Here is an 18,666-nt window from a genome sequence, read left to right as displayed (position 1 = left end):
TCAGTTGTCATTTACAATTTTAACACCTTGATAAGAAACCTTAGGCATTTTCTTCTCATCTTCTGAATAAAATATATTGCCTGAGGATTGTTGAGCTCTCTGTACTAAAGATTGAATTTTTCTAACCCCCCAAGTTTTTGAAGGTATAAAGATTCTGTTATTTAAAAACCTCACATTAGCGTTTTGCAGATAAGGAAAATAAGATGTCAAAATATTGCCTGTAAATTTCATAGTATTATTTTCTATAGATATACCTTTACTCTGAATACTTGCATCAGCAACTATTCCTCTTGCCGAGCTTTCAATTGTGCTATTAATTATTCTCACATCACCATCAGGCATGCCATTCCAAGTGGTATAAATATTACCTTTTCCGCATTTTATTTCACAATTTGCAATTAAAATATTCTTTGCCGCTAATATGAGCGTATACATTGATTTACTATTTTTAGAATCTATTACACAGTTTTTTAATTGAATTCCTTGCGTTAGTTTAGGTCTAGAAACTACAAACTGACTTCCTAAATTATTGCTGAATTCGCAGCCTTCAAACGTGACATTTTTGACCTTTAAGCTATCGCCAGTTGATGGCTCTATATCAACACCTGCGCTTGGCGCATGATTACCGTAATTACCACTAGAAAAACCAGTGTTTATAAACTTACAATTTGTAAAATAACCATCTGTTAAATACCCTATAGACATTCCTTGTCTAGCATTGTATGATGAAATAACATTAGATGCTTTTATATTAAATGATGGCTTTTTAGTGCCTCTGATTACTAACCCATCTGTTTGAGCATGATGTAAAAATAAGTTTTTTAACGTTACATTCTCTGATTCAGAAATGTATATAAGATATCCTCCTGTTTCAACTACCCCCTTATCTCTGGTCATTTTATCTACATTTCCATTAATTTCTAAATTCTCTATCGTAACATTTTTACAATTGTTAATCATAAAAGGAATTATTGCAGACATGCTACTAAATGAATGTTTAGCACTTTTCTTCGTAATTGAACGATTAAAATTTCCTTTTAAAGAAATTACTGCATTAGCACCATATATTTTTAATCCATTACAATCTTTAAAAGCTAAATCTGATATATTATCATTATTATGGTATTCATCAATGAAATAATTGCCAGGAGGAAAGTAAACTTCGCCTTTTTTGTTTTTATTAATTTTATCTACTACTTTTTTTAAAGCTAAGTAGTCATTTGATATACCATCTCCTTTTGCGCCATATTCCCGCACATTTATTTGCTGTGCACACGTATTTATGGCACATATTATAAGTAAACTACACAAAGCCTGTTTTAAAAAAACCATTCTACGTACAATCTTTCTTTTTTAATTTATAAGATGTTTAACATTATTTTTTATGATGCGATATTTTCCGCTTTTTTCATTTTCAATGTCATCAACATAAATAATATCTATTTTCATTTTTTGCCCCAATCTATCAGTCCAATTCTTTATGAAAGTCTGTTCAATGTGTGGATTGTAAATATCTTTATCAATTACCACTTTAATCTGAATAGTATTAAGATCATCCTGGATAGCTTGAAACTTTATTATTCCTTTAGTATCTTTTAGTGTATTAGATACATTTCCTAAATTAATTTTACCATTTTCTGGCGAATATAAATAATCATCAATTCTACCAAGAATTTGCTTTACCAAAGGATTCTTATTTTCGCACGAACAAATCTCATCAGATAATTCAATTGAATCACCAATGTCATATCTAATTAATGGCGCTCCTGTGGTAGTAAATGAAGTTATTACCAATTTACCTGATTTTGATGGTTTATTATGATTATCCAAAACTTCAAAAATACCGCTTTGTTGCTCTAAGTGTAGATTTCCATTCTGGCACTCAAAAATAAAAGGAGCTCCTTCGGATGAGGCGTATTGATCATACATGGGTGCACCAAAGAATTTTTCAATGGATAGTCTCATTTCATCCGTAATTGTTTCTGCAGTGGGAAATATTGCCTTAACCACATTAATCGGAAACTTGTAGTTATTTTTTAGTCCATATTTCGCAATCTCCAATATAGAAGATGGAAAACCAACAATGAATTCTGGAGCAAATTCAATTAGGTTTTTAACATAATTAGCTAAATATTCTTCTTTAATATGGAATGTGGAGTAATAACGTACATGATAGAGATAATCGGTCTTCCAAAATCTATTTTTAGTAATATCAGTTGATGTTAATAGGCTTTTACCAGAAAACCAAGCCGTTTTTTTACCTAAAGCATATCCAAAACGAGAGCGAAAGTCATCAAGCATTGCAAAACGCTCTTGCATATCTTTTGGCGTAAATAGTACCTCTAATGATTTACCTGTTGTACCACCAGTTTTAGAAATGATTCCTTTAGTCTTTTCAATGGTTAAGATGTCCTTTATGTTATTGCGAAGCATTTCCTTATCTAGGATAGGTAATTTGCTAATATTGTTTATATTTTCAGGGCTTTCTATCGAAGCATAAAGTTGTCTATAGTAAATTGAATTCTCCAAAGCTTGTAAAACAAAACTTGTATACCGTTTAGCTTGGATATCATCTAATTGGTACCTTGAAAGGGTTCTGTTTTTCTTAAAATCAGCAAGGAAGGATTTATAGTACCCACCATAGCGCTTTTTATAGGCCAAGAAATTAAAAGCACTAACCATACTATTCTGAATAAAATTAGGTGCTAAATCATACAATTTATCTTTCAATTTCATAGCTATTCTTTCACTAATCTAAAATTTCATACAATTTTTCCATTATAATCTCGGTTCTATAATCTTCAGCTCTTTCTAAACTCAACTTACTTAGATTATGTCTTATTTCTGGATTTTGGATTAAATATTCAATTGCAGCTTTAAGACCTAAATGATCATCAACATTAATTAATATTCCATATTTAGCTACAAAAAAACTACCAGTATGTATTGACACCGCAATATTTTCATTTAATATTTCTAATGGGCCAGACATACAGTTGGTTGATATTACAGGGAGACCAACAGCCATAGCTTCAAGAACTACATTTGGAAATCCTTCAGAATTAGAAGACAATATAAAACAGTCACTTTTATTTAAATAATCATTTACGTTTGTTCTTCTACCCAAAAAATTAACATATTGATTTATTTTTAGCTCAGCTGCCATTTCAATCATGTCATTTTCCATCACTCCATCGCCCACAAAATTTAGTTCATATTTAAAATTTACATTTTGTAAAGCTCTTAAAATAAGTCCTTGATTTTTGATGGGATAAATAGAGCCTACATTTATCAGTTTAAAAGTACTACTGTCTATTTGAATAGCAGGAGTAGGATTAGAATTCTTTGAAATATGAATTGGATTATAAATCACCTTGCAGGGGATAGACACTTTAAAATTCTCTATCAAATCAGCATTGATATGAATAGAGTTTGAAAAAAGAAGATCAGCTTTATTATAAAATAACGGGATAAGAATTTTATAAAACAGATATCTAGATTTTGTTGATTTATAAGCAATTGACGGATAACATCTTTCACTTATAATTACTTTTATATTCGGCAGAAAGATTTTAATAAACCCGTTTATTAGGTTTGGTCGTGTTAAAAAGGAGAGAGAAACAGCAGCATTGTCTTTCTTTAGTAGTTGCATATATTTCCATATTGAAACAGGAAAAGAAAATATCTTAGCGAAAAAAGATTGTTTTTTCTCGCTGTTTAAAATAATCACATTCACATCCCTTGGAATATCGAAATGTATATTGTTACTAAACAAAACTAGCGTAATAGTATATCTTTGAATCAAAAAAGGAAGAATTAAACTGATTACCTTTTCTGCACCACCACTTCCCATACTCAACGTCAAGATATATATATTTTTCTTCTTCATTTAATTAAGTCCAAACAAATTATTTACTAAGTCCTTCTTGCATCTTTTTCCGTTGTAGAAACGCTCTTCTTTTCAGGCTTAATTCATAAGAATAAGTAGTGTATCCAAAAATAATTAATGCAAAGATAAAAGGAACCTTTTGACGCAACATAATACCCAAATTACCTAATATTAAAGAAAACGTTAAGGCGCCTAATAAAAAGAAAAAAAGTAAAGATTTTATAGCCCGATTACTTGCTTTAAATGTACTTATTGGGTTATTGAAAATAATTTTTATAGAGAAAATTAATAACATCAAGTTCTCAAATGAAGAAACAACAGCTAAAACTCCATTGATATCAAAAAACAAAGGACGATAAAGGAAGGTGAAGACTTTAGCTGGGTAAGAATAACTACTTAAATCTATTCCAGAACCAGATGAACTACTTAAAACTCGCGTTTTATTTGCTGAATAAGCCTCAATGGTCTGAGTATCTAAACTCTCTAGCTTTACAAAATTCATTACGTAACTAAATAAATAAAATGCTAAGGATGCAAATACTGCAACAATCAGAATTTTTTGATAGGCTTTCATTTTAGCATCAAATAGTGTTGCGATACCGAATGAGATCATTAAAAATAAAACAATATGAGGTCTAATAAAGAAACCAAAAGCCATACTGACAATTAAACCAATAAACCTCTTTTTCATGTTTATAATACTATGCATAAACAAGGCCACACAAAAGAAAAGGATGGTATCTTTTCCTAATCCAGAAGTCCAGAAGTGTAAGTTGGGCAAAAATAACAAGCCAGGAAATATTGGGATGAATAACAGTTTATATTTACTTATATACGTATAATGCGGCAGAATTTCTTTAATGATGTTATAGAACAATAATACCCCCCAATACCCTAAAACAATATAAAGGAAGGATCCTGAGAAAAAAGACAATTTTAAAACTTGTGCTGGCACATAGTTTACCAACAATATAAAGCCTGTTGCACTTCCATTTGAAATCATAGTAATGATATCAGTAAAGCTAAACTGCACTGCTTTATCCCAATAAACGGTTGCATCACCGCCATAAGCCATCACATAATAATAGAATACGATACCTATAGCAACATGATAAATATACAACCAGTTTAAAATCTTATGATCGTACTTACTATAACCAGCGTATATCTTTTTAAGATATAAACCTGCTATAAATAATATAACACAAAAAAATATGTTCAGTAGAAACATTACTATTTTTTATTTAAAAATAAATTTTCATACTTATTGACAATAGCGTGTATCGAAAAATCATTTGCCCGCTCCATTCTTGTTTCTTTGGAGGAAGTTTGATTAGGGCTTGTAATTTCATCAATAATAGCCATCTTTAATTTTTCTTTATCATGTATGGGCACTAATACACCAACCTTTCCATTTAGTAATATTTCGGCTGGACCACTTTTGCAATCTGCAGCAATTACAGGTAAACCACAGCTTAAAGCCTCTACCAATACATTGCCAAATCCTTCCCTTACTGATGGAAAAACAAATAAATCAGAGGAGTTAAGCATTTCCCTTGGTGAATTTACAAATCCAGGTAAAAATACTTTGGTGCTTAAATTTAAACTTGAAATTAAGTTCTCCAAGTTCTTACGTTCGTAACCTTCTCCTAAAATATAAAGTTCGTATGTATCGCTATTATCTACCTCTTTCAAAACTTCTGCGAAAGCTTCAATCAATAATTTAAAATTTTTATCCCGATCTAATCTACCAATAGAAATTAAACGGTATTTATCATCGCTCCTTCTTTCAATTGGCATAAAAAGATTTTCAACCGGATTATTAATCACTATGGTTCTTTTTATTTTCTTTATAATTGATGTTAAATCCTCTTTTACTCCTTCAGATACACATACAATTGCATTTGGATCCTTATATAGTAATTTAGCTAAAGTAAATATTACTTTAAATGTAAGCCCTTTATTTGTAGCAATACTGGTAGATACGTGACTATGTTCTGAGAAATAGAGTTTGCCTTTATAGCCCGCTAATTTCGCTGCTAAACCTGCTATAACATTTACATACATCATCGAAGAATAGAATATTGTTGGCTTATTCTTTCTCAAGTAGGCTGTAATCTCTAAAAGGTTTTTTGAAATATTTCTTTTTTTAAGCAGCTCTATTTTAATATCCCTATCTAATCTATCTAAATACGGCCCTTCTAGTTTCGACATTAATAATGTAACCATCCACCCTCTTGCACATAATTCATTTGCAATGAGCATTGTTACTTTCTCTGCTCCACCACCGTTCATAGAAGGTATTAAAAATGTAATATCTTTTTTTGTCATGAATTAAAAATTGGAGCTAAGCCTAATTCTACTTCTTTACTAATCTCGCGTACATCTTTATGAATAGCAATATAGGCTTCATTAAATGATCTTAATTTTTGAGACAATAAATATGGCCTTACCTCACATCCATATTTTAGACCTAAAATTAACGCATGCATTCTTCCAGAATAAACCAATTTTGCCTTTTTTAATTCTTGAACTAAATCAGCTAGATTTTGAATAGCACAAATTTCATGTGGCACTTTATTTTCTGATACTAGGTATTCATTATATTCGTTAATGGCTGTCACATCTAAAAGAGTAGTATAAAAAAGCTTAACCGTTAAACCCATTTTTTGTATCCCCTCAATTTCCAAGAAAACCGAGGCAAAGTAAGTATCCTTTGTAACTGCTTTATTATATTTTAACACCACTTCTTCATAACTGGCAATACCAACCAACGCCACATCTGTTTTTATCGGAACTTCTGTATGCTTACTCTTATAAAAGGCAATATCAGGAATCAAATCAGCTTTCTTGGCGTAAATTTTATTGAGTATGTGTTGAGAAAACTCATCTCTAACCCAAATATGATCTGCTTTGTTTAAAGCGCTTTGATATAGGTACCGTTCTACCTTATTAAATTGCGTTGCTGCTCCAATGGCAACAAAATACAATTTGGCTTGGTTAGCTTGTTTTTTTATTAAATGGGTAAACCAAAACAAAGCAATAGCAAAAGCACTTGGAAAATTCGTTCCTGATGTATTTATCAATTGACCACCGCCTATGCTTACAATTGCATAGTTATTTCTGGATAGGGTATTACTGATGACTTTGCGATTAGTTAAAAACCAATGAAAGAAACTAAGAGATGCTTTCAGCTTAAGAACTAGATTGTTTTTTTTTATTCTTGTTAGAGCCGAAGAGGTATAATTATAGGTAGGTAATGCCTGAATAGTTGGTTTGGATAAATATAAAAAATCAACTGCATAGCCTTTATCCTCATAAAACCGGGTAGCTGCTTCTAAAATAGCTTGGTCTCCTAAGTTATGGCTGTATCCTTCATTTATGACTAAAACCTTCTGCATGTATACCTCTTCTAATTTTTTAATTGTTAACGTTTATAGGCTATATTTAGCAATTTTATACGAATTACCTTAGATAAAGTATTAAGCTTACTCTTTTTCCCATCAAACTTTAACTTTCTCAATTTATATTCCAAACCTATTCTTTTAAATACAAGCTCAAAATCTGTATCGTCTATCTTTTTGTCATCGTAGAGCTTTAATAAATCTCTATAGTATTGTGCAATAATGGATAGATTTGAAAGTTTACCCATATTACTTGCGCTAGTGGTATTATTACTATGCCTTCTATATGATACTAATCGCTCATTAATTCGCATTAATCCGCCCATAAATAACGCTCTTAACACGAGTACCGAATCTTCGGTTGGGCAGTTATTTGAAATTGCATCATAATTACTTAACAAAGATTTCGTAAATATTCTGCCAGGCGCAAAAGAAGAAATCTGTTTCAATTGAAGATAATCACTCAGTGTAAACAATTTTTTATCAAAAGGCAGAGCGTGATATATTTTAATAAAATTGCTTTTTTCGTCTATTATATCAGCGTTAAAATCTATTAATGAAATAGCTGGATATTGTTCAAGATAGGCTACAGCTTTCGAAACATGGTCGCTCTTAGACACATCATCACCTCCAAGTACTGTCAAATATTCTCCCGACGCAAGTGTGTAAAGAACCTTCGAGAAATGCCCCCCTATACCGAGATTTATGGGATTACAGTTAATTATAATTGTATGCGGTCCCGAATAATTCTCCTTAAAGTTTTTTATTTTTTCATATGTTCCATCAGTAGAAGCATCATCTGATATTATTATTTCTAATGGAGAATAGGTTTGATTGACAGCACCATTTAATGCCTCCTCAATATAATCTTCTTGATTGTAACTAAATAGACAATATGATACTAGTTTATTCATAATTTATATTACTTCTTTATTTTTTTAAGTAAAATTTTACTCAGCATTAAATTAAGATCTATTCTTTTATTCATTTCTTTCCATGAAAAAAACATAGATATAGTTATGAAACATATACCAATTAGATACGATAAGTTTTTTTGCAAAAAACTAACTGATATAAAACATGCAATGGCTAATAGAAATTGAAATAAGAATATCTTAATAAACTTACTATCAAAAGTAAAACCATAAAGTCTATTGGTTACAATATACATTTGAACTAAATGTAGAATATAACCAATTAAAAAAGAAACACCTAAACCTGTTAATCCAAAAAAATAATAACCCAATATATTTAATCCTAACAAATAAGTATTAGTAATCAACTCATTCCAAAAAAACAATTTTGTAGCCCCTTTTGAAATAAATATAATGCCTATAGCCCAACTTGTTGCTTTAAAAAAAATAGCTATCGCTGCCCAATGAACCATAGATGTGATAGCTATAAACTCTTTTGAGTATAATAAAATAATCGCAAAATCTATAAATACCAAAAATATAATTAAAATGGGAGCTAATATTAATAACGCTACTTCTGCCTGTTGATTTATTTCTTCCCTACACTTTTTATTGTCATTAGCTACGGCAGCTAATCGAGGATAATAGTCTGTACTCATCGCAGTAAACACAAGACCTACATAAGTTCCTATTATTGCAAATCCCGCATTATATAACCCTACATCTGAAATCCCGCCCATACTACTAATAAAAATTCGAACAATATAGGAAGTACCCATTGAGATCAAACTACTCATGCTAATCAACACTCCCATTTTCAGCATGTCAAGCCCTTCAGAAACAATAATTTGTTTATTTGTTTGAACTTTTTTGATTTTTATTTTCTTTGAATAAAACCATGTAACACATAATCCTGAAACAGCAGTTAATATAATTGAAGGGGTAATTCCTTTCTGACCAAAAAAATAATACAGGGGAATTGAGATTAACAATCCCATTAATGCGCCAATCATACTTGCTTTGGCCATTAACTTTATATTCCTAGTGCCCCTTAACAAAACGGTCTGCCCATCTGATATCTGAGTCAAAAGTAATGTGACAGAGATAAGCATAAATGATATTGTGTATTTATTATTCCCAAACGCTATCTTACTCAGTAAAGGTGATAAAGCCAAAGCTAGTATAAAGCCAAACATACCTGTAATCCAGACTAGTTTTCTAAATACTGCAATTGTTTGTCCTAATTTATGTTCGTCCCCCGTGCCATTGGCAACAGCTACGTTTTTAACAGCAGAGGAACCTAATCCAAAATGGGTTAAGGACGATAAGAAATTAGTGGTAGAAATCAACAATGATGCAACTCCCATACCAGCTGGCCCAAGCAATACAGCTATAAACTTACTTCTTATTACAAGAATTAATATATTAACGACTTGCACTCCTCCAAAAATGGAAGTTGCTTTAAATATTTGTTGATAAGAATTCTTTTTATTCTCCATTTCCCTAGTCTATATTTTTAATTATTTTAGCAGGTATGCCTCCAATAATTACATTACTAGGAAATATTCCTGAAACTACTGCACCTGCTGCAACCACACTATTTTCGCCAATTTCAGAGTTTTTTAAAATTATTACATTATTACCTACCCACACGTTTTTTTTTAGAACGATTTGACCTATGCTACCTACTTTACTCCTTTCATTTGGATTTATCCCATGGGCTTCAAAATCCATGAGTGTTACATTTTGTCCAATACGAGTATTTTCGCCTATTTCAATATAATTTGCGCAACAAATAAAAACGTTATTATTTGTTGCGACATCATTGCTAATTTGAATAACAGAATTCTCATAACGTGTTTGCAGTTCAACGCATCCATTTTTATGGAATCCACCTTTCTTATACCCAAATTTACACTGACTTCCAATATGAGTTTTACCTATGCCAGTTACTATTGTTCTTTGTTGACAATTAGGTACATCTAAATATGATAATTTCTTAGAATAAATGTTTCGAATGTTTGGAATAAGAAAGTTCAACAGCTTAAATCTGAGAAAATTCCAAAATTCAACAATGAAAACATATGGCCTTAGTTTCATTTTAACTGTAGAAATTTCTAATTATTTTCCCAATTAAATGAATCTCTTCTTCTCTTATTCCAGGCCAAATTGGTAGGCTTAAACAAGTATCTGCTATTTCTTCTGCTATTTTGAAATCTCCCTTTTTATACCCTAAAAATTGATATGCTTCTTGTAAATGTGGTGGTATTGGATAATGAATTAAAGTTCCTATCCCGTTACTAGTCAAATATTCTTGCAGTCTATCTCTGTTCTGTGTTCTTATTACAAATTGGTGATATACATGCGTTGCATTCATTGCCGTAATCGGCAAAATAACACCTGGTATATCTTTTAAGGCATCATAATACCAATTTGCAATTTCTTGACGTTGTAAAGTCCATTCATTTAAGTATTTTAATTTTACTGATAAGAAAGCAGCTTGGCATTCATCCAAACGCATATTATGGCCTATTATAGAATTGAAATATTTTTTCTCTGATCCATAATTCCTTAAAATGGTAGCTTTTTTTGCTAATTCTTCATTGTTTGTAGTAACTGCTCCAGCATCTCCTAAAGCGCCTAAATTTTTCCCTGGATAAAAGCTGGTCCCATTTATATCACCCCAACTACCAGTCATCTTATTATTGAACGTTGCGCCTTGAGCTTGTGCATTGTCTTCAATTACCTTCAAGCCATGTTTTTTAGCGATATCCATTATTGCCTCCATTTCGCAGGCCTGACCATACAAGTGAACTGGCATTATAGCTTTAGTTTTTGAAGTAATCCAAGCTTCAATTTTTTTAGGATCAATATTATAGGTATCCAGATTTGGTTCTACAAACACTGGAATTGCTCCAACATAAGAAATAGCTAAAGCTGTAGCTATATAAGTATTTGATGGAATTATGACCTCATCACCCTCACCTATACCCAAAGCTAATAATGCAATATGTAATGCATCTAATCCATTACTAATTCCAACGCAATATTTAACATTGTTATAAGAGCTATACTCTGCTTCAAAACCTTTTACTTTTTCACCCAACACATACCATTCTGAATCAAAAAATGCTTCAAATGCTTTAATAATTTCAGATTTAATTAGTTTATTGGAATTAGAAAAGGATAAAAATGGGATTTTCATGTTTTATTTGATTAATTCTTTTGCGGGGTTTCCAACGTAAATAGTATTTTCTGGAACATCTTTCAGCACCACACTTCCAGCTCCTATCATTGCATTTTCTCCAATATTAAGACCTGGTAAGATAGTTGAATTTGCGCCTATCGATGCACCACGTTTTATTACTGTTTTTAGAAATTCTGTAGGATATTGCTTAGACCTTGGCATTTTATCATTAGTAAAAGTTACATTAGGGCCTATAAAAACATTATCTTCTATAGTAATGCCATCCCAAATTTGAACTCCAGGCTTGATAGTAACGTTGTTACCAATAATAACATCATTCTCAATAAAAACTTGGCAATTAATATTACAGTTATTCCCAATAATAGCCTTTTCTAAAACAACGCAAAATTGCCATATCGAAGTATTATCTCCAATGTTTTCACTTTGCACATCTGCCAATGGATGAATGAATTTACTCATTTATGTATTTTATATATTCATTATAATCTCTCAAGTAGTCATTCTCATTATAAGTATGAGAAGCTAATACTAAACAAATTGAACCCGAAGAAAAATTAATCTCTGAAGCCCAAATTCCTGGTGGAATGTGCAACCCTAAATTTGCCCTATTAAGCTGTACTTGTCTTTTAGTTTTACCATCATCTAGCAATACTTCAAAGCTTCCACTTGCCGCTATTAAAAATTGATGACATTCTTTGTGTGCGTGAGCACCTCGAGATTCGCCACCAGGAATATCGTATAAATAAAAAATTCGTTTTACTTCAAATGGCAATAAATTATCCAGGTGATCGATTACGGTAATATTGCCTGCCCTATTCTTTATTTTGGGCAATTCTACAACAGAACATAGAAAGACATTAATCATATTTCATTGTTTTAAAAGCCTCAAAATCACGTATATAATCCATATCTGAATAATTCTGATCAGATACAATTAAGGCTAGCGAATTGGTAGAAAAATTTTCAAGACTTCTCCATATCTTATTGGGAATATAAATGCCGTAATTAGATCGATTCAAACTAAATTTAATTTCTTTTTCACCATCATGCAGTACCACATCAAATGAGCCAGATAAGGCAACAATAAATTCTTGTTGTTCTTTAAATGCATGCCCTCCCCTAACTTCACCTCCAGGCACATCATATATCCAATAGGTACGTGCAATTTTAAATGGCAATTGCCCAGCATGTTCAAAGAAGGATAAATTTCCTCTTTCGTCCAATATTTTGGGTAAATTGATTAGATAAGGCTGATTGTTCATGTTTTAATTAAATTTAATCTCTAAAAAATCGTTTGAGATATTTCCAATAAATTTAACTGTTATTGCTAGTATAATAGGCATAAACTAAGTCTAAACCCTCCTTAAATTTTACTTTAGGCGAATAGTTTAACGTTTTGGTTATTTTATCAATACTTGCTTTAGAATGTTTAACATCTCCCTTTCTTTCAGGGCCATAATTGGCTTCAATATGTTTCCCACTAATCTCTTTTAATAGGTCAACCATCTCATTCAAACTAATCTGATCTCCACAAGCCATATTAAAAACTTCGTGCTTTCCTAAATCATCAACAAGCATCGCTTTTATATTTGCTTGTACCGCGTTTTCAACAAACGTAAAATCGCGGCTTGTAATACCATCTCCATTTATTAAAGGCTGAACGCCCTCTATAAACGCTTTACAAAAGATAGGAATAACTGCCGCGTAAGGGTTATTGGCATTTTGTCTTGGTCCAAATACATTAAAATAACGCAAGCCTATTGTATTTAAGCCATATACCTTGCTAAAAACATCTGCATACAGCTCATTTACTAATTTGGTAACAGCATAAGGAGATAACGGATTACCTTCGTTACCTTCTACTTTTGGCAACATTGGGCTATCGCCATAGGTAGACGAAGATGCTGCATACACCATCTTTTTTACATTTTTAGCGTCCTTAACTGCAGTAAGCATATTTAAAAAGCCAGAAATATTAACTTCATTAGAGGTAATAGGATCTGCGATAGATCGTGGTACAGAACCCAAAGCTGCTTGATGACTAACATAGTCTATATCTATGAGCGCAGCTTTACACGTTTCTAAATCTCTGATGTCACCTTTAATAAATTCAAAATTTTCTAAGCCGATATAAGGCGCTATATTTTCATAATAACCATTGGATAGATTATCTAAAACTCTTACTTTTTTAGCGCCATATTTAAGCAGATATTCCACTAGATTAGATCCGATAAAGCCAGCTCCACCGGTCACTAAAAAAGATTTATCTGTTAATTCTTCACTATGGTATTTTATTTCGTACATTTTTATAATCTTGAATCTACAACTTCTTTGTTCAGAAAACCTTTAACATCATAAACCACGCTATTTGTATGTTTTAATTCATTCAAATTAAGCGTTTTAAATTCCTCATGACTTACAGTTAAAATTACGGCATCATATTTTGTTGAGTTAACATCTTCAAAATTATTAGCTGTACTTATCCCGTATTCATGTAAAACTTCGGCTGGTTTTGCCCATGGGTCATATACTGTAACGTTAGTATTATAGGTACCTAATTCTTTAATGATATCAATTACCTTAGTATTCCTTACATCTGGGCAGTTTTCTTTAAAGGTGAAGCCTAAAACTAAAATATTTGCGTTTTTAACTGCAATATCCTTTTTAATCATCAGCTTAATCACTTCTTGTGCTACATACGCCCCCATATCATCGTTAAGCCTTCTACCTGCTAAAATAATCTCTGGATGATAGCCTAATTCTTGTGCTTTTTGTGCTAAATAATAGGGATCAACACCAATACAATGTCCACCTACTAAACCTGGTTTAAATTTCAAGAAATTCCATTTTGTACCTGCTGCTTCTAATACCTCGTGGGTATCAATTCCCATTCGATTAAATATTTTGCTCAATTCATTCACAAACGCAATATTAATATCACGTTGAGAATTCTCAATTACTTTAGCAGCTTCGGCTACTTTAATAGAACTTGCTTTATGTGTACCAGCAGTGATGATTGAACGGTACAACTGATCTACCATTTCTGCAATTTCAGGTGTTGAGCCAGACGTAACTTTTAAAATTTTAGTTACCGTATGTTCTTTGTCTCCTGGATTAATTCGTTCAGGCGAATAGCCTGCATAAAAATCGACATTGTAGGTTAAACCAGATATTTTTTCTAATACTGGCACGCATTCATCTTCCGTTACACCTGGATATACCGTAGATTCATAAACAACTACATCACCTTTTTTTAATACTTTTGCTACTGTTTCGCTAGCCTTATACAAAGGAGTTAAATCTGGTCTATTGTGTTTATCAGTTGGGGTAGGTACAGTAATAATATATACTGTGCAATCTTTTAAATCATCAATCAAATTAGTAGTATATAACCCTGTCCCATTAGGATTTGATAAGGTAACGGCATTTAGCTCTTCTTCATCAATTTCTAAAGTATGATCTAATCCTTTTCTTAGCGCATCTATCCTGTTCTGATTGATATCAAAACCTATTACATTATATTTTTTTGCAAAAGCAACCGCTAAAGGCAAACCAACATAACCAAGTCCAATGACTGCAATTTTTGTATCCGTATAATTTAATATCATAAATAATTACGAGCGTTTAAATATTTTTTTCAATGCTTTTATAATACCGCGGTTTTTTTCATGTTTACTGTCATCAGAATAGTAACCGTAGCCATAACCATAACCATAGCCATAACCATAGCCATAGGTACCTCCATATCCACCTTTCTCATATTGAATTCCATTAATAATTACGGATAGATTAGGTAATTTTTTATCTAAATAAAGATCATTTAGTAAGTTTAAAGAAGATTTATAGGAGTATTTGTGTCTAACTACGAATAATGATAAATCAGATAATTTGCCTAAACTTAATGCATCGGCAACTAGCCCTACTGGAGGAGAATCTAAGATGACAAAATCAAAATTCTCTCTCAAATAGCTAATTAGCATAGCCATTCTATTATTAATAATCAATTCGCCTGGGTTTGGTGGAATTGGACCTGAACTTAAAATATTTAGGTTTGGGTAATTAGCCAAAGGCTGGATAATTTCTTCAGGACGCATTTGATCATCAATCAAATAATTGGTAATTCCCTTTTTATTTTTCAGTCCTAATTTTTTCGAAAGCATCGGTTTACGCAAATCCAATTCTAAAATGGCTACTTTCTTATTCCCGATAGCGATACTGTTGGCCAAATTCAAACTCACAAAACTTTTCCCTTCACCACTCATAGATGAAGTTACAATTAGCACTTTATGATCTTTGCTCCCTCCAATGTAAGACAAGTTCGTTCGAATAGCCCTAATCTGTTCTGCAATTGCCGATCTATTTAGCGTTGTAATTGCAATTGGATCTTCAGAAGGACTAAAACTCAATTCGCAAGAATAGGCACATTCGTCCCATTTTCTACTTCTTTCTTGGTTTGAATAGTTTGATTAAAGAAAATACGAGCAAGGATAATTAAAGCTGGTAATAATAACCCAACTAAACCTGCTAAAGAATAAATTATTTTAGTAGATGGGGAAACAATTCCTTCGTTTAATACATCATCAACTGTTCTTGATTTAACTACACCAGAAGAAACCAATTGTATTTCTGTTTCTTCTCTTTTTTGAAGTAAGAATAAATATAACGTTTGCTTAATATTTTGCCTTCTTGTTAATTCTATAAATTGTTTTTCTTTCTCTGGCAAAGCTTCGAATTTACCAGAAAATCTATTCTCCTGCCCAGAAAAATAATTGTCTGTTTTTTTAAACTGTTGCTTAATATTACCAATATTTGCAAGAATATTTTTTCTCAATTCTGCTAATTGAGTGTTAATACCGTCCAATCTTACATCAGCTTCTGTACCCGTACTTAAAACAGCTTGCTTTTGCATCACCATTTCATTATACTTTACAATTTGCGAAGTTAAAACAGGGTCTTGTAAACCGCTGGCAGTTGCTATAATATCTTCTTTCCCTGAGTATTTTTTGATGGTTCCTTCTACTAGTTGAAGTAGCTGCTCCTGATAGGTGTTTTCTGTTTTCTTAGCATCAATTGATTGAAGATTTCCTAATAATTCTGTGGCAGAGGCTGATACATCATAAATTTTATTGTTGGCTTTAAAATCTCTAACCTTATTTTCTTCTTCTTCTAACTCAGTACTTACTGTAGTTAACCTTTTACCTAAAAAATCTATTGCACTATGGATAGCTTGATTTTTGAAGTTTTGAGAAGTTAAATTATACTTATTAATTAAAACATTAATAAATGCTTCAGCTCTTAGTGGTACTTCATCAACAACAGAAAGTTGGAGCAAACCAAGTCCACCATTTTTTGCCTGAGCAACATTTAATCGAGAAATATATTTTTTTACTGCGCTCAATCTACCTAAAAATTGAAATCCAAACTCCCGTTCTCTTACAAGCGGAACATTTGGGTTTTTTTCAATAAGTATAGTGTCTTGACGTATAATAATCGGCTCACCATATTTTCCAGAATAGGTTCTTGAGGCATCTTTAATTTTATAAGAAGAGAGATCTACAATCAGTTGATAATTTGAGCTTCCCACATTTGGAAACTTCCTTTTAGCAGTCATAATTATTGGTAAATTATGCTGGAAAACGGGCTGATTTCTAATATTTCCTAAAGAAGTAAATACTTGATTTAATTTTAAAGAATCTACCACCTGACCAATCAGTGTATGCGATTTTAAAATGAAAATCTCATTATTAAGTGCCGAAATGCTATTATCTGCTGCAGCATTAGCTAAACCTGCATTTGTTAAGATCGAATTCGTGCCGCTTTCTAAATCTCCGCCACCAATTAAGATATAACTAGATAATTGATACTGAGGAATCGTATATCTTAAATATATTTTGGCACCTATTAATGCTATGGTTAAACTCAGAATTATCCAAAGATAATTGTTGATGAGCTTAAATAGATATTGTTTAAGGTCAAATGAATTACTAGCAATTTGTTTTTTGTCTTCCTCAAAAAAGTCTTCCATTCAAAGGTATTTGTTAAATTAAAATTTAGAAAAAATGGCAATAATCCCAACTGCTACAGTAACTAAAGAAGCATAGAATCTTGCCTCTTCACTAAACCTTCTACTATCTCGAGGCTGCACGTAGATTACATCATTATGTTTAATTTGAAAAAGGTTGGGGTTATACAAAATTTCCTTTGTTCTTAGGTCTACTTTAAAAATAGTTCTTTTACCATTATAGTCTCTATATATTTGAATATCGTATCGCTTAGCAGAAATTGGCAAATCCCCCGCAGCGCCTAATGCATCTAAAAAAGTAGTGCGTTGTAAGGGCAAAGTATACGTTCCTGGCGCTCTTACTTCACCTAAAACAGTAAACTTTATTTGGAAAAATCGTACACTTACTAAAGGTTCTTTCAAGTATTTAGTCAATAAATTGGTTAATTTCTCTTTATATTGAGCTGCTGTTAAACCTCTAGCAATTACCTTGCCTAAATAGGGAAATTCAATTGTCCCATCTGATTCTACTAATAGACCTGATACTTCACTTTCTCTAGCTACTCCAGTGCTACCACCTGAATTTGAAACCCCACCATAAGAATTGAACATGGCCGCAGCAACAGGATCTTGTGCTCCAATCGTAATAATCAATCGATCACCATCTTGAATATATCTCTCTTCCTGCACCATAGGTGGCAAATCAACTACATTACTATCTGGAAGGTCATTAAAATAGCGTAACTGCTTAGTAGAACTACATGAGCTAAAAAAAAGCACAGCAATACAAATGTAAAAGATCTGTTTAATAGGCATAGTCAATTAGTTAGTATAAAAGACGCAAATATAACAATAATACTGAATTCAAGCTATTGCTTTAATTGGTTCTGGTTTAATACTTTTAACTAATTTAGGTAATTTATTGATTTCAGTCTCCTACTTTACACTAACTTCATTAACCAACAAAAATGTTATTCTTAGCTTTTCTCCTATACTTCTCCTATATTCTTCCTGCATTTGTTCTGCTAAATGCCGTTTTAGAAGAACAAACATAGGGTAAACCTCGAACAAGAGCAGAACAAAGCACCTTGTTGGACTGACATATTCAGACATTTAAGGACATTTTCGGACATTTTTTAAGTTCCGAGTTTGTACCCTTAAATTCTGGGATTTCGACCTGGGAATTTAGCACATAAATTAAGATTTAACCCCATTGTAAACTGATCAAGCTTTAGTGTTAGTTGAAGATT

At 31.9% G+C, this 18,666-nt stretch carries 18 protein-coding genes; all 18 read right to left on the bottom strand.

The annotated features are described in order from the left end of the window. Genes WC622_RS04550 through WC622_RS04465 form a run of 18 tightly spaced genes read right to left on the bottom strand, consistent with a single transcriptional unit; the run spans position 1 to position 18,232 of the window. On the bottom strand, positions 1-1,332 hold the full coding sequence (locus WC622_RS04550; RefSeq protein WP_372817731.1) for a glycosyl hydrolase family 28-related protein: 1,332 nt from the start codon (positions 1,330-1,332) through the stop codon (positions 1-3). Between the two features lie 21 nt (positions 1,333-1,353). Continuing rightward, the gene (locus WC622_RS04545; RefSeq protein ID WP_372817729.1) at positions 1,354-2,736 is read right to left on the bottom strand and encodes a phenylacetate--CoA ligase family protein; all 1,383 of its coding nucleotides are present in this window, start codon (positions 2,734-2,736) and stop codon (positions 1,354-1,356) included. A gap of 13 nt (positions 2,737-2,749) precedes the next feature. Then, on the bottom strand, positions 2,750-3,889 hold the full coding sequence (locus WC622_RS04540; RefSeq protein ID WP_372817727.1) for a glycosyltransferase: 1,140 nt from the start codon (positions 3,887-3,889) through the stop codon (positions 2,750-2,752). Positions 3,890-3,908: 19 nt separating this feature from the next. After that, complete coding sequence (locus tag WC622_RS04535) at positions 3,909-5,120, bottom strand: hypothetical protein (protein ID WP_372817725.1); 1,212 nt, start codon at positions 5,118-5,120, stop codon at positions 3,909-3,911. Positions 5,121-5,122: 2 nt separating this feature from the next. After that, on the bottom strand, positions 5,123-6,220 hold the full coding sequence (locus tag WC622_RS04530) for a glycosyltransferase (RefSeq protein WP_372817723.1): 1,098 nt from the start codon (positions 6,218-6,220) through the stop codon (positions 5,123-5,125). Then, the gene (locus tag WC622_RS04525) at positions 6,217-7,290 is read right to left on the bottom strand and encodes a polysaccharide pyruvyl transferase family protein (RefSeq protein ID WP_372817721.1); all 1,074 of its coding nucleotides are present in this window, start codon (positions 7,288-7,290) and stop codon (positions 6,217-6,219) included. The genes WC622_RS04530 and WC622_RS04525 overlap by 4 nt, the downstream gene beginning before the upstream one ends. A 26-nt stretch (positions 7,291-7,316) precedes the next feature. Beyond that, positions 7,317-8,207, bottom strand: coding sequence for a glycosyltransferase (locus WC622_RS04520; RefSeq protein WP_372817719.1), 891 nt, complete (start codon positions 8,205-8,207; stop codon positions 7,317-7,319). Positions 8,208-8,215: 8 nt separating this feature from the next. Next, on the bottom strand, positions 8,216-9,706 hold the full coding sequence (locus tag WC622_RS04515) for an oligosaccharide flippase family protein (protein WP_372817717.1): 1,491 nt from the start codon (positions 9,704-9,706) through the stop codon (positions 8,216-8,218). 4 nt (positions 9,707-9,710) lie between these two features. Further along, a complete protein-coding gene (locus WC622_RS04510) occupies positions 9,711-10,307 on the bottom strand; it encodes an acyltransferase (protein WP_372817716.1) in 597 nt (198 codons plus the stop codon). Position 10,308: 1 nt separating this feature from the next. Beyond that, positions 10,309-11,412, bottom strand: a complete 1,104-nt coding sequence (locus WC622_RS04505; protein WP_372817714.1) for a DegT/DnrJ/EryC1/StrS family aminotransferase — start codon at positions 11,410-11,412, stop codon at positions 10,309-10,311. Between the two features lie 3 nt (positions 11,413-11,415). Further along, on the bottom strand, positions 11,416-11,874 hold the full coding sequence (locus tag WC622_RS04500) for an acyltransferase (RefSeq protein ID WP_372817712.1): 459 nt from the start codon (positions 11,872-11,874) through the stop codon (positions 11,416-11,418). Further along, positions 11,867-12,280 (bottom strand): FdtA/QdtA family cupin domain-containing protein, encoded by a 414-nt coding sequence (locus WC622_RS04495; RefSeq protein WP_372817710.1) that lies wholly within the window; start codon positions 12,278-12,280, stop codon positions 11,867-11,869. Before WC622_RS04495 ends, WC622_RS04500 begins: the two co-directional genes overlap by 8 nt. Then, complete coding sequence (locus WC622_RS04490) at positions 12,273-12,677, bottom strand: FdtA/QdtA family cupin domain-containing protein (protein WP_372817708.1); 405 nt, start codon at positions 12,675-12,677, stop codon at positions 12,273-12,275. Before WC622_RS04490 ends, WC622_RS04495 begins: the two co-directional genes overlap by 8 nt. 52 nt (positions 12,678-12,729) lie before the next feature. Further along, positions 12,730-13,719, bottom strand: coding sequence for an SDR family oxidoreductase (locus WC622_RS04485; protein WP_372817706.1), 990 nt, complete (start codon positions 13,717-13,719; stop codon positions 12,730-12,732). A 2-nt stretch (positions 13,720-13,721) separates the two neighbouring features. Next, positions 13,722-15,023: a nucleotide sugar dehydrogenase gene (locus tag WC622_RS04480; RefSeq protein ID WP_372817705.1), complete on the bottom strand. Its 1,302-nt coding sequence runs from the start codon at positions 15,021-15,023 to the stop codon at positions 13,722-13,724. 6 nt (positions 15,024-15,029) lie between these two features. Beyond that, a complete protein-coding gene (locus WC622_RS04475; protein WP_372817703.1) occupies positions 15,030-15,821 on the bottom strand; it encodes a CpsD/CapB family tyrosine-protein kinase in 792 nt (263 codons plus the stop codon). Continuing rightward, positions 15,818-17,440 (bottom strand): GumC family protein, encoded by a 1,623-nt coding sequence (locus WC622_RS04470; RefSeq protein ID WP_372817701.1) that lies wholly within the window; start codon positions 17,438-17,440, stop codon positions 15,818-15,820. Before WC622_RS04470 ends, WC622_RS04475 begins: the two co-directional genes overlap by 4 nt. A gap of 18 nt (positions 17,441-17,458) precedes the next feature. Then, positions 17,459-18,232, bottom strand: coding sequence for a polysaccharide biosynthesis/export family protein (locus WC622_RS04465; protein WP_372817699.1), 774 nt, complete (start codon positions 18,230-18,232; stop codon positions 17,459-17,461). Positions 18,233-18,666 lie beyond the last annotated feature (434 nt).

Origin of the sequence: Pedobacter sp. (assembly GCF_041662865.1) — a bacterium.
Taxonomy (GTDB): Bacteria; Bacteroidota; Bacteroidia; order Sphingobacteriales; family Sphingobacteriaceae; genus Pedobacter.
Note: the sequence above shows the minus strand (reverse complement) of the source record. Positions and strands in the feature narration are given on the sequence as shown.

What these genes read in the sequence shown, in the direction of transcription:
- WC622_RS04550 (WP_372817731.1), bottom strand. Translation starts at nt 1,332, where the DNA reads ATGGTTTTTTTAAAACAGGCTTTGTGTAGTTTACTTATAATATGTGCC.
- WC622_RS04545 (WP_372817729.1), bottom strand. Translation starts at nt 2,736, where the DNA reads ATGAAATTGAAAGATAAATTGTATGATTTAGCACCTAATTTTATTCAG.
- WC622_RS04540 (WP_372817727.1), bottom strand. Translation starts at nt 3,889, where the DNA reads ATGAAGAAGAAAAATATATATATCTTGACGTTGAGTATGGGAAGTGGT.
- WC622_RS04535 (WP_372817725.1), bottom strand. Translation starts at nt 5,120, where the DNA reads ATGTTTCTACTGAACATATTTTTTTGTGTTATATTATTTATAGCAGGT.
- WC622_RS04530 (WP_372817723.1), bottom strand. Translation starts at nt 6,220, where the DNA reads ATGACAAAAAAAGATATTACATTTTTAATACCTTCTATGAACGGTGGT.
- WC622_RS04525 (WP_372817721.1), bottom strand. Translation starts at nt 7,290, where the DNA reads ATGCAGAAGGTTTTAGTCATAAATGAAGGATACAGCCATAACTTAGGA.
- WC622_RS04520 (WP_372817719.1), bottom strand. Translation starts at nt 8,207, where the DNA reads ATGAATAAACTAGTATCATATTGTCTATTTAGTTACAATCAAGAAGAT.
- WC622_RS04515 (WP_372817717.1), bottom strand. Translation starts at nt 9,706, where the DNA reads ATGGAGAATAAAAAGAATTCTTATCAACAAATATTTAAAGCAACTTCC.
- WC622_RS04510 (WP_372817716.1), bottom strand. Translation starts at nt 10,307, where the DNA reads ATGAAACTAAGGCCATATGTTTTCATTGTTGAATTTTGGAATTTTCTC.
- WC622_RS04505 (WP_372817714.1), bottom strand. Translation starts at nt 11,412, where the DNA reads ATGAAAATCCCATTTTTATCCTTTTCTAATTCCAATAAACTAATTAAA.
- WC622_RS04500 (WP_372817712.1), bottom strand. Translation starts at nt 11,874, where the DNA reads ATGAGTAAATTCATTCATCCATTGGCAGATGTGCAAAGTGAAAACATT.
- WC622_RS04495 (WP_372817710.1), bottom strand. Translation starts at nt 12,280, where the DNA reads ATGATTAATGTCTTTCTATGTTCTGTTGTAGAATTGCCCAAAATAAAG.
- WC622_RS04490 (WP_372817708.1), bottom strand. Translation starts at nt 12,677, where the DNA reads ATGAACAATCAGCCTTATCTAATCAATTTACCCAAAATATTGGACGAA.
- WC622_RS04485 (WP_372817706.1), bottom strand. Translation starts at nt 13,719, where the DNA reads ATGTACGAAATAAAATACCATAGTGAAGAATTAACAGATAAATCTTTT.
- WC622_RS04480 (WP_372817705.1), bottom strand. Translation starts at nt 15,023, where the DNA reads ATGATATTAAATTATACGGATACAAAAATTGCAGTCATTGGACTTGGT.
- WC622_RS04470 (WP_372817701.1), bottom strand. Translation starts at nt 17,440, where the DNA reads ATGGAAGACTTTTTTGAGGAAGACAAAAAACAAATTGCTAGTAATTCA.
- WC622_RS04465 (WP_372817699.1), bottom strand. Translation starts at nt 18,232, where the DNA reads ATGCCTATTAAACAGATCTTTTACATTTGTATTGCTGTGCTTTTTTTT.